This is a genomic window from Chitinophagales bacterium (assembly GCA_017303835.1).
In the GTDB taxonomy this organism is placed as follows: Bacteria; Bacteroidota; Bacteroidia; order Chitinophagales; family Chitinophagaceae; genus JAFLBI01.
On sequence record JAFLBI010000001.1, the window covers coordinates 1,040,160 to 1,054,436 of the forward strand.

Here is a 14,277-nt window from a genome sequence, read left to right on the forward strand (position 1 = left end):
ATGTATAAAATTATACTTTTTTAGAACAATTTCATGCTAATTTTGTTCTCCAATTTTAAAATACAAGCAACCATGAAGTTTAGGATGAGTGTATTGGTCATTTTACTGGCCATACTACAGGTAAATGCACAGAATACAGGTTCAGTTTCAGGTACCGTAACCAATAAAAACAATAGTGCGCCCCTAGGCGGTATTACGGTTAAACTAGTTTCCACCGACAAAGCAACGGTAACTGATAGTGCTGGTCGCTTCCGCATCACCGGTATTCCGGTAAAAGCCTATACCATTCAATTTTCCGGTTTGGGCTATGCCGATTTATTGAAATACAACATCATTATTACAACAGGTAATGAGCAAACGATTCTGGCAGAGATGGAACCTGTTGCTGCTGAACTTACGAACGTAACGGTTCGATCCAGCAGAAAAACTGCCAAAGCCGCAACACTGGAAACACCGTTAAGTGTGCAGCGTCTCACAACAGAAGAGATCAGGGCTAACCCTGGTGGTAATTTTGATATCTCTAAAGTGATTCAGAGTTTACCTGGCGTTGGTGGTGGCGCAGCAGGTGGTGGTTTCCGTAACGATATTATCATTCGTGGTGGTGCTCCTAATGAGCATGTGTTTTACCTGGATGGTATTGAAATACCTACCATCAATCACTTTGCAACACAGGGCAGCAGCGGCGGACCGCAGGGTATTCTGAACGTAAGTTTTATTGAAGATGTGAAACTCAGCAGTTCTGCATTTGATGCAAGGTTCGACAATGCTTTGTCTTCTGTATTTGAGTTTAGACAAAAGAAAGGTAATCCCAACCAAGTTCAGGGTAATATTCGTTTAAGTGCTACAGAACTGGCTACAACCTTTGAAGGACCTTTATCCAAAGACAAGAAGCACACTTTCCTTGCTTCTGCAAGAAGAAGTTATCTGCAATTTTTGTTTCAGGCAATTGATTTACCAATTCGACCTAATTACTGGGATTTTCAATTCAAAACCACCCACCAGTTAGATAAAAAAACTACGCTTACATTCTTAGGTGTTGGTGCCATTGATGAGTTCAGTTTCGCTGCACCGAAAGAAGCCACTCCGGAAAAATTGTATGCACTCAACAGCAGTCCTTCTATTCAACAGTGGAGCTACACGTTTGGCGCCAGTTTGAGACGTGTGATCAAGAATGGCTATTGGAATCTTGCTTTGAGCAGAAATGATTTCAACAATACTTTAGAGCGTTATGAAGACAACCTGAGTCCCGTAAAAGGTGACCAAACCCTGAACATCAATTCAGGTGAAACAGAAAACAAACTCCGCTTTGATGTGAATCAAAACATCAATGGCTGGAAAATTGCTTATGGTGTTGCCGCTCAGGCAGTAAGCTTCAGCAACAACACTTTTCAAGTGATTCGCCCGGAAGTACGCGACAACAATAACGTAGTTGTACAACCTGCCGTAACGGTGAATTTCAATACCAATATCAATTTCATGAAAGCAGGTTTGTTTGCACAAATAGGCAAACGTTTTATGGATAACCGCTTAGGCATTAGTGCAGGTATTCGTGCAGACGGAAATTCTTTCACCAATGAGGGCTGGAATCTGCTCCAGACTTTTAGTCCGCGCATCAGCGCTTCTTATGTATTAGCTGATCGCTGGAACTTGAATGCGTCTGTGGGTACGTATTATAAACTACCCCCCTATACTATTCTGGGTTATCAGGAGAACAATGTATTCCTGAATAAGAACAGTGATTATACCAAGAGCACACACTACGTGTTAGGTATTGAACATTTAAAAAGCGATGCCACTCGTTTTACACTGGAAGGTTTCTACAAAGCCTATAGCAATGTACCCATCAGTGTACGAGACGGCATCAGCTTAGCCAATATGGGCAGTGATTTCAGCGTGTTGGGTAATGAACCTGTACGCACCAATGGAACTGGTCGCGCTTTTGGTTTTGAATTTTTCGCACAGCAAAAACTCACCAACCGTTTCTTTGGTGTATTTAGTTATACCTTTTTCAAAAGCGAATACACTGGTGCTGATGGCAAGTATGTACCTAGCGCCTGGGACAATCGCCATCTCCTGAGTGTAACCTGGGGTTATAAATTCAAACGCAACTGGGAATTGGGCTTAAAATTCCGTTACCAAGGTGGTGCACCTTATACACCATTTGATGATATTGCAAGCAGACAAAACTTCCTTGTACTGAATCAGGGTATTCTGGATTATACCAGACTCAATCAAAACAGACTCACTACATTCCACTCCAGCGATGTGCGTATTGATAAGAAATGGAACTTCCGCAAGTTTACCTTTGATCTGTTCCTGGATGTAACCAACTGGTATATTGCCAGAGCAGCTAACTATCCACAGTATACGTTTAGAAGAAATGCGAGCAATACAGCTTTCTTGACAACAGACGGACAGCCTATCAGGCCCAATGGCAGCAATGGTATTCCTACCTTGTTAGCAAATGATGAAGCACAGGTAACGCCTACCATAGGTTTTATCGTAGAGTTCTAACAACAATAAAAAAAAGATAATGGAGTCGCAGTTTTTACTGCGACTTCTTTTTTGCTACTCGCCAAGTCTGATAAGCTACTACTGTTAAGATCATGGCAAAGCCGATGTAGAAACTGCTATGCAACAATTTGTTTTCCTGATATACCAGAAAAGCCAATACAATACCATAGACAGGTTCTAAGTTGTAGCTGATATTAACGGTAAAAGCAGAAATTTTTTGCAAGGCCTGCGCAGATAAACGAAATGCCCATACAGAGCATATCCAAGCAAGAAATAGCAACCAGAAAAAATCTGTCCAGGTTGGTATAATATGATCTGCAGGAAACTGCATAGTATACCAAGGCATGAGCAAGGATAGTGTGAGCCATCCCCCACTAAGTTTATATGTTATCAGGGTTTCCGGATTTACTTTCGCCAACACCATTCTATCCATCACCGGAAAAATGGCTGCTAGAAACGCAGAGATCAAACCGATGATAATACCTGTCTTGTATCGAGGATCAAAGTGAAAGATGAGGTAGATAGCAACTATACAAACAAGTCCAAGCAACAACTCCATTGGTTGAATACGCTTTCTGAAAAACAGCGGCTCAATCAACGCAGTGAAAAATCCAATTGCAGAGAAGCAAACCAATGCAATGGATACATTGGCATATTTGATTGAACCATAAAAAGTAACCCAGTGCAATGCTGCTAAAAATCCAATTCCGGTGATTTGCCAGCGTTGTTTAGCGGAGATGCGCTGCAATTTGCGGGTGAAATGAAATAGTATCCACATGGTGATGGAACTGATCAGCAGCCTGTACCAAACCAGCCAGCCTTCGTTTAAGGTAATGAGTCGGCCCAAAATTCCGGTGAATCCTGCCAGAAAAACGGCCAAATGTAATTTTAGGAAAGCGGCTTTCATAGAGGTGAAAGTAAGGCATCACCTTGAAAAAGCACGTGCTAAAAAGTAGCAGATTTAGTTACTTGATGACGATAGTTCTTGAACAGGCTGCGCCATTGAATTTTCAATACACCCAACACACCCTCTTTCAGAATACCTGCACTCATTTTGCTGGTACCTTCTTTTCTATCTACAAAAGTGATGGGTACTTCCTGAATACGGAAGCCCAGTTTCCATGCAGCAAACTTCATTTCAATCTGGAAAGCATAGCCAACAAATCGGATGGCATCAAAATTAATGGTCTGTAAGACCTTATTGCTGTAGCACACAAAGCCAGCAGTAGGATCATTCACCGGCATCCAGGTAATCAACTTAGTGTAGAGTGCTCCACCACGTGAATAAATTTGTCGGTCCAAAGGCCAATTCTCAGTTTTACCACCGGGCACATAACGGCTACCAACAGAAAGATCAGCCCCATCCTGCTTACAAGCGAGATAAAGTCTTTCCAAATCTTTTGGGTTATGCGAGAAATCAGCATCCATTTCAAATACATACTGATATCCTCTTTGCAGGGCCCAACGAAAACCGTGGATATAGGCTGTGCCCAAACCGGCTTTACCTTTTCGTTCTTCCAAAAAAAGTTGATTAGGGAAACGCTGCATTAAGTCCTTCACAATGGCGGCAGTACCATCTGGCGAACCATCATCAATTACTAAAACATGATACCCTTGTTGCAAATCAAATACAGCAGCCAGTATGGCGGCGATATTTTCTCGCTCATTGTATGTGGGTATAATGACTAATTTTTCCAATACGGGGGGCTTGCTCGGTACAGGATAAAAATAGTTAATGTATTGCTGGTTTCACCAATAAGATTTATAACCGACGTTGCGAAAAGGTTAAACCTTTTTAGCCAGCATGGTTCGGTTGAAAATCTCAGACAATTTCTGCTTGGTATGCATAGGGAAATCGCCCTTCATCATCCAATCGTAATACTGTGGCTCTTCTCTAAGCACCTGGGCTACTGGCTTGCCTTTGTGTTTACCAAAATTGAAGACCTCCACACCATTCTCGCGGATGAAACGACGAGCAAAATCAACCAGGTCTTCTTCGCCGGTTGCTTTCACGATACTTTCAATGGTGGTACCCAGTTGCGGATAACGCTCAATCTGTGCCTCCAGCACTTCCCAGGTTGCAGACGCATCAACTTCAGCGCTGTGCGCACCTTCCAATGTTTTCTGGCAATAGAATTTATACGCAGCACCTAAAGTACGCTGTTCCATCATATGGAAAATGCGTTGTACATCCACGAGACGCTTACCATCGATGGTGATTTCCATACCAATTCGTAGGAATTCTTCCACCAGCATAGGTACATCAAAACGATTGCTGTTATAGCCGGCCAGATCACAATTATCGATAAACTGCTTGATCTCGTTGGCAGCCTGCTTGAATGTAGGCGCATCCTTGACCATTTCATCGGTAATCCCATGCACATCGCTGGCACCCTTTGGAATGGGCATCTGCGGATTGATGAGTTTACGCTTTACCTGGCGGGTACCGTCTGGTAAAATTTTAATGATAGCAATCTCTACAATGCGGTCAGAACCAATATTAATACCGGTAGTTTCCAGATCAATTACGGCAATGGGACGGGTTAGCTGGAGCTTCATTAGAACTTAGGGTAAGGTGTTGAACCTGATGATAATTAGGGTTATAATGGTCAAAGGTAATCAATTGAAGGGCTTAAAATCTGTTCAAAGCACACTTTTCGATCATATTCCTGCGTTATTGCAGAGCAAAGCCTGTAATTTCACAATTCCGGAAACCTTAACAGTTCCGGTAAGTGCAGGGAGCAGCAGAACAAAAAGCAGCTGTATCTTTGCCAACAAACCTAAATACTGGTCATGAAAAAGTTGATTGTTTCTTTACTCCTTATCACCATGGTAGCGATTGGTTTCGCTAGCTGTACCTCGTCAAAAAACGGCGGCTGCCCTACTACCAACCGTAACTATTTCAAACCTTAAGCCGGGCATTTTGTTGTTTAGGCATGAAATGGCATCAACTGACAAAGTCTGAAGATCTTCAGTCCTTAATTGAGAGATCACACCAAACACCTCAGGTAATCTTCAAGCATAGTACACGCTGCAGCATTAGTAGCATGGCTAAGAATCGTTTGGAATCTGCCGTAGCGCCAGAAGGCATCGATTTTCATTACCTGGACCTCATCGCATACCGAGAACTTTCCCATAAAGTAGCTGCTGATTTCCATGTACACCATGAATCGCCACAAGTTTTGCTTATCAGCAAAGGCGAATGTGTTTATGACGAAAGCCACATGGGCATCACCATGGCAGAAATCACAGAACAGGCACAAAAAAATTAGGCGGCACCTAATCGGTACCGCCTATGGTCTTTTTACAGGATACGAACCAGCCAGTTACGATACTCTTCTTTCAAGTCTTGATATATCTTTCTTGTGATGAGTACTTTCTCACGGGTAACATCATGATCAACCAATCTTTTCGTGTTGGCTTCTGGTCCCGTTAGATTACGTAAGCGTTCAGACAGGGATTCTTCATTCACCCTAATCTCATGTTTGAGTTCGTCGATAACTTCTCTCTGGCGGATAAACTGATTCTGGAAATGTTCAACACCGGCTTTGGATTCTTGTGAATTCAGCCAGGCATTCACCTGAGCCAAATACTTCTCCATAACCGCAATCTCCTCCTTCCAGAAAAGCAATTCCTTGATCCACAGTTCGTGTTCAAGATGAAGCTCTAAAACGGGCTTCTGTTGTTCTATCGTAACCATATCAGATTGTTTTCTATAAAGTTCATGTGCATCACCTCAGATAACAATGATATTTGTCATTCTGAAAAGATATTTTTTGATTGTGTATCTTACAGAAAACGCACGCATGATCATCACGGTTTTTGGTGCTACCGGACAAGTAGGCAAACAGGTTGTTACACAAGCTTTGGCTGCTGGACATAGTGTACGCGCCTTTGGCAGGAATATTACGTCACTGATTGACCCTGATATCCGCAACGAAGCCCTCATCGCCATCAAGGGTTATGTGTTAGATGCTCAGGATGTTGCAGCCGCACTTACCGGTGCAGATGCTGTGATTTCTGTGCTGGGCGGAAGTTTCGACGGATTGGATCAAACAAGAAGTAAGGGTATGCAAATGATCGCTCAACAGATGCAAACAGCAGGCATCAAGCGTATTGCAGCCTTAGGCGGATTAGGGATACTGCCTGATGAACATGGCCATTACCTTTTAGATGCTTCAGATTATCCACAACAATATTTGCCTGTTGGCAGAGAACATCAGGCAGCTTATGAAACATTGAAAGCAAGTACACTGAAATGGACCTTTGTTTGTTCCCCCAATATTTTGGACAGACCTTTTAGTGGTAAATACATTACCAAAGCTGAAGCCATACCTGAACCCAATCATTACGAAATCAATACGGGAGATCTTGCAGATTGTTTACTGCAAGCTGTTACCCTAGATACCTATTCATGCCAACGTGTAGGCATTTCTCGCTTGTAATTAATCCACCAGAGACGGTTTGTGACAAATGTCATTGTTGACTCTTGAAAGCATAGTCAATTTTGCTAAGTCATTTTAAAAACAACCGTCATGAAAATAGAACAAATTTACACAGGCTGCCTCGCCCATGGCGCCTACTACATTGAAAGCGAAGGCGAAGTCGCTATTATTGATCCGCTCCGCGAGACCAAACCCTATCTCCAGAAAGCGGAGCGTAATAATGCAAGTATTAAGTATGTTTTGGAAACGCATTTCCATGCCGACTTCGTTTCTGGTCATATTGATTTAGCAAAAGAGAGTGGTGCAACCATTGTATACGGCCCAACAGCCAAGCCTGGTTTCACCGCACATGTTGCTGCAGATGGAGAAATTTTGCCTTTAGGTAAAGTGCAGATCAAAGTATTGCACACACCAGGTCATACCATGGAGAGCAGTTGCTTTTTACTCATTGATGAAAACGGTAAAGAGACAGCAATCTTCACCGGTGATACCTTGTTTATCGGTGATGTTGGCAGGCCCGATCTTGCACAGAAAGTCATTGCTGAATTGACACAAGATAAATTAGCCCGACATCTGTATCATTCACTCAACACCAAGATCCTTACACTTGCTGATGATATCATTGTTTATCCCGGACATGGCGCAGGTTCTGCTTGTGGCAAGAATATGAGTAAGGAAACAACAGATACACTGGGTAATCAGAAAAAAACAAACTACGCCTTACAACCTATGAGTGAGGACGATTTTGTAAAGGCCATTTTGGATGGCTTAACACCTCCTCCACAGTACTTCCCAATGAATGTATTGATGAATATTCAAGGCTATGATTCTTTCTCATTTGTATTACAGCGCGGTACGCAAGAATTGAGTGTTGATGCTTTTGAAGCTGCTGCTGAAGAAACAGAAGCATTGATTCTGGATACAAGAGATCCACAAACATTTGCCAAAGGTTTTATTCCTAACTCCATCAATATTGGTATCGACGGCACATTCGCACCATGGGTAGGCACCTTGGTTACCGATTTGCAACACCCGATTCTGCTGGTAGCAGATGATGATAAAGTGGAAGAAGTGGTAACAAGACTCGCACGTGTTGGTTATGACAACGCCATAGGTTTCTTGCAAGGCGGTTTTGAGAGTTGGAAGCTTGCAGGGAAAGAAGTGGACACCATTCCTACCCTCTCTGCAGATGCATTAGCAGTAATTGCAGACAGCATTCCGGAGACTTTTATCCTTGATGCCAGAAGAAAAAGTGAATACGATGCTGAACACATTTTAAATGCAGTGAATATTCCTTTGGATTATATCAATGACAATATGCAATCTGTACCCAAAGACAAGCCTGTCTATGTACATTGTGCCGGTGGCTACAGAAGTATGATCTTCTGTTCTATCCTGAAAGCAAGAGGATTTGATAACCTGATTGATGTACAAGGTGGTTTTAAAGCAATTAAGGAAACCGGAAAATTTCAGATTACGGATTATGTTTGTCCTACAACGATGTTGTAGTAAGGCAAAAATCAAAATTGAAAAGCAAAAAGTGAAAGCATGAATCGTTTATTACAGCAATACAGATGGTATGTACTTGGCGCAATCCTGGGTGGCATTAGTGGTTATATCTACTATGCGCAAATTGGTTGCGTCAATGGCACTTGTGCCATTACTTCAAATCCATGGAGAAGTACGGTCTATTTTGCTGTATTGGGTTTGCTATTAACGAACATCATCCTAGACTATATCAAAAAGCCCGTTTCAAAAGACGATGCTGCCATTTGATTCTGCTTGCCCTGAAAGAAAAATCCTCCGCAAAACGGAGGATTTTTTTGTCCTTATATCTTCTGAATTAATCGATGTTTTCAATCACCATCGCACTAGCGCCACCACCACCATTACAGATACCGGCTGCACCGTAACGACCTTTGTTTTGCTTCAACACATTGATTAATGTTACGATGATACGTGCACCACTCGCACCCAATGGGTGGCCCAAACTAACTGCTCCACCGTGTACATTCACCTTTGCAGGATCCAATTGCATTCTGCGTGAATTCTCAATGCCTACCACGCTGAAAGCCTCATTCAGTTCCCAGAAATCAATATCCTGCATAGTTAATCCGGCCTTAGCAACTGCTTTAGGAACAGCTAGCGCTGGTGTAGTAGTAAACCACTCAGGAGCTTGTTCTGCATCTGCATATGAAACAACTTTCGCAATAGGTTTCAATCCCAATTCTTTGGCTTTCTCTGCACTCATTAATACCAATGCTGCTGCACCATCGTTCATGGTAGAAGCATTAGCAGCTGTTACAGTACCTTCTTTCTGAAATGCAGGGCTTAATGTTGGAATCTTATCAAACTTTACATTGAATGGCTCTTCATCCTTTGCAAACACAATAGGATCGCCTTTACGTTGTGGAATTTCCACAGGCACGATCTCATCTGCAAAAGCACCACGCTCCCAAGCAGCCTGACTGCGTTTGTAGCTTTCAATAGCAAAAGTATCCTGGTCTTCACGAGTAATGCCACATTCTTTTGCACACAATTCTGCTGCATTACCCATAGCTTTTCCATCATACACATCGGTTAACCCGTCTTTCGCCAAGCCATCTTGCAAACTCACATGACCGTATTTATTACCCCAACGCATGTGCTCTGCGTAAAAAGGCACGTTGCTCATGCTCTCCATACCGCCTGCTACAACAATATCCGCATCACCTAGTAAAATGCTTTGTGCTGCTTGTGCAATAGCTTTCATACCACTGGCACAAACCTTATTCACGGTTGTACAGTTCACTTCATTGGGTAAGCCTGCAAATTTGGCTGCCTGACGTGCAGGTGCCTGACCCAAATTGGCTTGGATCACACAACCCATCAATACATCATTCACTTTATCCGGCGATAGGCCCGCTTTATTCAGTGCGCCCTTTATGGCTATTGCACCTAATTGCGTGGCAGTGAGGGATTTAAGACTTCCACCAAAACTACCCATAGGGGTACGTACTGCTGAAACAATCACAACTTCTTTCATATGACTTGCTTTTCTGGCGCGAAGATAACAGATGTTAGTTTTTATTGGAGAGATTATTGCCAAAGGCTTTTTTTAGCGGGTAAACGCGCTTCATCACAATCATTTGTGCAAGCTGGCTGATTTTCGTAAGTTGACAACAAACAACTGCTATGAAAAAGATCAAAAACATTTACTGGATCAGTACGATTCTTTTTGCCGGTTTTATGGCATTTACAGCTGTACCAGATATTTTACTGGTACCCGAAGCCAAGACCTTTATTATGCAACTCGGCTATCCGGAATATTTTATTCCTTTTATCGGCGTAGCCAAGCTATTAGGTAGTATTGCGCTGGTGGTTCCAGGTTATAAAACCATTAAGGAATGGGCATATGCCGGCCTCACCTACGACCTAATTGCTGCAGTGTACTCTAACCTTAAAGTAAACGGATTTGATATGGGTATGCTGACGATGATTCCCATTTTTACAGCTTTGATTATCTCCTATGTTTACTGCCAGAAATATTTTGCTGCTAAAGCAGGATAAATTTTTGCAACGGTAGTGATTTCACTAAGCGAAATGTTATTAGCAAGGATCGAAACTTATGATTGGCACTTTAAGATTGTCTTTATTACCCGTAACTACCAATGATGCCCATTTTTTATACCGGCTCATGAATACGGAAGGATGGCTGCGTTTTATTGGCGACAGAAAAATTGATACACCAGAAAAAGCAAGACATTATATCACACAACTCTTAGCAAGAACTGATTGCACTTATTGGGTTGTAAGATTAAAAACTAACAATACACCCATTGGTGTAATCAGTTTTCTCAAGCGCGACTATTTGGAGTTTTTCGATATCGGTTTTGCTTTTCTACCAGAATACAATGGCCAGGGCTATGCACATGAAGCCAGTAAAGCTGTATTACAGAAAGTAATGCAAGACCCGGAACATCAGATTGTGCAAGCTACCACCCTGCCAGAGAATGAACGATCAATTAAGCTTTTGCAAGAACTTGGCTTCTACTTTCTGGAAGAAAGGATAGATGAGGATATTAAATTTCATGTATTTGAAACCGGCAGAAAATAAATTGATTAAATTACTACTGACAATGCCACTTAATCAGCCAACCTAAATCCTAAACCATGCAACTTGGTGCTTTCTCCATCAGCCTGAGTGTTAAAGACATCCATCAATCAAAAGCCTTTTATGAAAAACTAGGCTTTACAGTTTTTGCTGGCCATATTGAACAAAATTGGCTGATTATGAAAAACGACAAGACGCTTATTGGTCTTTTCCAAGGAATGTTCGAAGGCAATATGATGACTTTCAACCCCGGCTGGGACGAAAATGCACAAACGCTGCCTGCATACGATGATGTTCGCAGCATTCAGCAACAATTACAACAGCAGGGCATTGAGCTAGCAGCAACAGCAGACCCAGAAGGCAACGGTCCTGCGCATATTGTTGTTAAAGACCCGGATGGCAATACCATTCTGATTGATCAGCACATCTAACACATCCTGAAATGAATTATTGATTGAGGGCCCGCTTATTTTTTAGGCAATATTTCAATCTGTGCTTTTAGTGCCAGCTCTCTGGAAGAAGTCCCAACCATGATTCTGAACATACCCGGCTCAATCACGGATTCCATTTTCGTATTGAGCATTTGGAAGTCTTCCGGCTTCAGCACAAAAGAAATTTGTTTACGTTCTCCTGGTTCTACTTGCACGCGCTGAAAGTTTTTCAATTCCTGTAAAGGCCTTGCAACAGAAGCCAATTCATCGCGCAGGTACAATTGCACCACTTCTGTTCCAGTATATTTTCCCTTGTTTTCAATAACACAGCTTAGCGTAACTGATTCACCGACACGAATCCGCTGTTGACTCAATTTCAGCTCGCTTAATGCAAACTGCGTATAGCTTAATCCATAGCCAAATGGAAACAAAGGCTGACCACTCAAATCGGCATAATCATCTCCCCTTCCTGTTGGCTTATGCCAATAACTCAATGGCAACTGTCCTTCAGCAAGCGGAAAACTAATCGGCAGTTTTCCTGACGGATTGATTTTACCGCTGAGTATATCCGCTACTGCCATTCCTCCTGCTTCGCCAGGATACCATGCCATCAAAACTGCATCAGCTACATCTAACCAAGGCTGCATGGTAACAGCACTACCGCCCGTGATGATCACTACCAAGGGTTTTCCGGTTGCAGCAAGTGCTTGCAACTGCATTGCTTGCTTACCGGGCAATGACAATTGTGCACGATCGCGAAACTCGCCTTCCTCAATTCCTACAACCGCAAGCATGATATCCGCATCTTTTGCTACAGCAACTGCGTCTTGAATCAATCTGCTATCCTGATCTGCTACATGCATATTGGTAACAAGCCTAATTCGGCCATTGCCTTGTGTTTCGCTAAACTGTACTTTGATGGGATACAAACTGTCTTTTTGCAACGGTAGTGTCACAGTTCTCAAATGAAAGCTTTGCTTATTATCTTCTGCAATCAGCAATTGATCATTCAAATAAAGCCGATAACCATCATTCCCTTCTAACCCTAACTCAAAAATTCCAGTAGTATCAGGTTTTAAATAACCTGTCCACTCTACAGCATAATGATCAGGCTTTACTTCAGGCACGGGTGGATACAATGTCCAGTGCGCATCAATAACCGGATCAATACGACTGGCAACAGCAGCATCCTCAAATGCAGGTGACGCATAAAAACTCGCTTTCAAGCCTTGCTGCCAAACCCCATTCGCTTCTATCCACAGCAATTTTGAAGGCATGGTTTGGTATTTACTCGAAGTTCTTGCACAGCCGGGTGAATGAACAATCGTTGCCTTACTGCCAAACACTTCTTTTATTCCATCAAATATAGATACTACCCGATTACCTGTGCCGCTATATCCGCCCAATCTGGCAGCTGTAGCATCACTACCAATCACGGCAATTTTTTTCACGCTGGATTGAATGGGTAATACTTGCTGTTTGTTTTTCAGCAGCACAATAGATTGCTGCGCCGCTGCTCTGGCCAGCACATGATGCTTTGCAGATAAGGCTTTGATAGAATCAGGTTCAGGTATAGCCACATAGGGTTGATCAAACAAGCCCAGCTGAAATTTTGCCAGCAGTACGCGCGAAACCGCTTCATCAATACTTCGTTGTGTAATTGCTCCATTTAAAAAAGGAGGCATGAATAATGCGTGATGTTTCAAGTCGGTTTGAAAGATGACATCCAAACCATTTTGAATAGACTGCTTTCCTGCATCTGCATAATCCTTAGCAGTCATGTGTAGCACGTTTGCACCACCCACAGCATTGGCATCTGAAATCACAAATCCGCGAAAGCCCCAGTCTTTCTTCAATACCTGCTGTAATAAATACTGATTGGCAGAAGCAGGACTTCCATCTACAGAATTATAAGCAGTCATAATTGATCTCGCACCCGCTTTGGTAATAGCATTGTAAAAAGGCGGATAATAGAGTTCTCTGAGCAATCGCTCGTTATAATGAATGGGATAACTATCGCGACCGCCATCACCCAGATTGGCAATGAAATGTTTGGGTGTGGTGATAACACCAGCTTGCTCCATGGCGCGGATATAAGCCTGAGCCATCCAACTACTCAAAAGCGGATCTTCACCATAAGTCTCTTCTGTTCTGCCCCAGCGCGGGTCAGTGGCAATATTCAATACTGGCGACAATATCTGGCGAATGCCTCTGATGCGCGCTTCTTGCGCAATAGCCGTGGCTACGCTTTGCATCAATAATGTATCAAAAGATGCTGCTAATGCAATTGACTGCGGAAAAACGGTTGCACCTCTGGCTACTAATCCGTGCAAACCCTCTTCAAAGAAAATACCTGGAATACCTAATCTTGTTTGACGCATCAGGAATGCTTGCACTGCATTGACTTGCTTTGCAAAGCTGAGCGCATCCTGCCCATTCCCGTATTGCAATACCTGTTGTGTGGTATTGGTTTGTGTACTCGCATTCAGCTGCAAACCAAAAACAGATTTGCGCAATTGATTTGTATCAGCAAGACTGCCTGGTGCCATGAATAACTGCCAGAACTTTTCCTCCGGCTTCATTCTGCTCAATAAGTCTTTCATCCGCACAGCGTGTGGCAAACGCGGATTTTGATAAGGTAATTGCTGTGCTGATAGCCGGCCTTGCAACACACAAAAAATGATGAGGCAAAAACAAAATCTTAGCTGCATACAGCAACATTACTGAATTGACTAACCCAAAACAAAGCCTGCCGCTTTTTGCTAAATAAATGATTTCCAATGCAGTGGTGTGG

14 protein-coding genes are annotated in these 14,277 nt (G+C 42.7%); 8 read left to right on the forward strand and 6 right to left on the reverse strand.

The window, feature by feature from the left end; genetic code table 11:
* Positions 1–72: 72 nt before the first annotated feature.
* Positions 73–2,514: a TonB-dependent receptor gene (locus tag J0L83_04660; protein ID MBN8663839.1), complete on the forward strand. Its 2,442-nt coding sequence runs from the start codon at positions 73–75 to the stop codon at positions 2,512–2,514.
* 34 nt (positions 2,515–2,548) lie between these two features.
* Here J0L83_04660 and J0L83_04665 read toward each other — a convergent pair whose 3' ends face one another.
* The 3 genes from J0L83_04665 to J0L83_04675 all read right to left on the reverse strand — a co-directional run bounded on the left by J0L83_04665 (position 2,549) and on the right by J0L83_04675 (position 5,073).
* Positions 2,549–3,421, reverse strand: coding sequence for an EamA family transporter (locus tag J0L83_04665; protein ID MBN8663840.1), 873 nt, complete (start codon positions 3,419–3,421; stop codon positions 2,549–2,551).
* 38 nt (positions 3,422–3,459) lie between these two features.
* On the reverse strand, positions 3,460–4,212 hold the full coding sequence (locus J0L83_04670; GenBank protein ID MBN8663841.1) for a polyprenol monophosphomannose synthase: 753 nt from the start codon (positions 4,210–4,212) through the stop codon (positions 3,460–3,462).
* An 87-nt stretch (positions 4,213–4,299) separates the two neighbouring features.
* Positions 4,300–5,073, reverse strand: coding sequence for a 3'-5' exonuclease (locus tag J0L83_04675; protein ID MBN8663842.1), 774 nt, complete (start codon positions 5,071–5,073; stop codon positions 4,300–4,302).
* A gap of 377 nt (positions 5,074–5,450) precedes the next feature.
* Between J0L83_04675 and ytxJ the strand changes: the two genes are divergently transcribed.
* A complete protein-coding gene (gene ytxJ, locus J0L83_04680) occupies positions 5,451–5,786 on the forward strand; it encodes a bacillithiol system redox-active protein YtxJ (GenBank protein MBN8663843.1) in 336 nt (111 codons plus the stop codon).
* 32 nt (positions 5,787–5,818) lie between these two features.
* On the opposite strand, the gene J0L83_04685 is transcribed toward ytxJ, so the two are convergent.
* On the reverse strand, positions 5,819–6,214 hold the full coding sequence (locus J0L83_04685) for a hypothetical protein (protein MBN8663844.1): 396 nt from the start codon (positions 6,212–6,214) through the stop codon (positions 5,819–5,821).
* A gap of 106 nt (positions 6,215–6,320) precedes the next feature.
* On the opposite strand from J0L83_04685, the gene J0L83_04690 reads away from it, so the two are divergent.
* The 3 genes from J0L83_04690 (at position 6,321) to J0L83_04700 (ending at position 8,735) form a co-directional block, all read left to right on the forward strand.
* Entirely contained in the window at positions 6,321–6,959 is a 639-nt protein-coding gene (locus tag J0L83_04690; GenBank protein MBN8663845.1) for an NAD(P)H-binding protein, read from the forward strand.
* A gap of 90 nt (positions 6,960–7,049) precedes the next feature.
* A complete protein-coding gene (locus tag J0L83_04695; GenBank protein MBN8663846.1) occupies positions 7,050–8,468 on the forward strand; it encodes an MBL fold metallo-hydrolase in 1,419 nt (472 codons plus the stop codon).
* A gap of 39 nt (positions 8,469–8,507) precedes the next feature.
* The gene (locus tag J0L83_04700) at positions 8,508–8,735 is read left to right on the forward strand and encodes a hypothetical protein (protein MBN8663847.1); all 228 of its coding nucleotides are present in this window, start codon (positions 8,508–8,510) and stop codon (positions 8,733–8,735) included.
* Between the two features lie 67 nt (positions 8,736–8,802).
* Here J0L83_04700 and J0L83_04705 read toward each other — a convergent pair whose 3' ends face one another.
* A complete protein-coding gene (locus J0L83_04705) occupies positions 8,803–9,984 on the reverse strand; it encodes an acetyl-CoA C-acyltransferase (GenBank protein MBN8663848.1) in 1,182 nt (393 codons plus the stop codon).
* Between the two features lie 149 nt (positions 9,985–10,133).
* On the opposite strand from J0L83_04705, the gene J0L83_04710 reads away from it, so the two are divergent.
* The 3 genes from J0L83_04710 to J0L83_04720 are packed head-to-tail and all read left to right on the forward strand — an operon-like array spanning position 10,134 to position 11,483.
* A complete protein-coding gene (locus J0L83_04710; GenBank protein ID MBN8663849.1) occupies positions 10,134–10,508 on the forward strand; it encodes a DoxX family protein in 375 nt (124 codons plus the stop codon).
* Between the two features lie 58 nt (positions 10,509–10,566).
* Positions 10,567–11,055 (forward strand): GNAT family N-acetyltransferase, encoded by a 489-nt coding sequence (locus J0L83_04715; protein MBN8663850.1) that lies wholly within the window; start codon positions 10,567–10,569, stop codon positions 11,053–11,055.
* Positions 11,056–11,111: 56 nt separating this feature from the next.
* Positions 11,112–11,483, forward strand: a complete 372-nt coding sequence (locus tag J0L83_04720; protein MBN8663851.1) for a VOC family protein — start codon at positions 11,112–11,114, stop codon at positions 11,481–11,483.
* A 35-nt stretch (positions 11,484–11,518) separates the two neighbouring features.
* Here J0L83_04720 and J0L83_04725 read toward each other — a convergent pair whose 3' ends face one another.
* The gene (locus J0L83_04725; protein ID MBN8663852.1) at positions 11,519–14,194 is read right to left on the reverse strand and encodes a glycoside hydrolase family 3 C-terminal domain-containing protein; all 2,676 of its coding nucleotides are present in this window, start codon (positions 14,192–14,194) and stop codon (positions 11,519–11,521) included.
* Between the last annotated feature and the right edge of the window lie 83 nt (positions 14,195–14,277).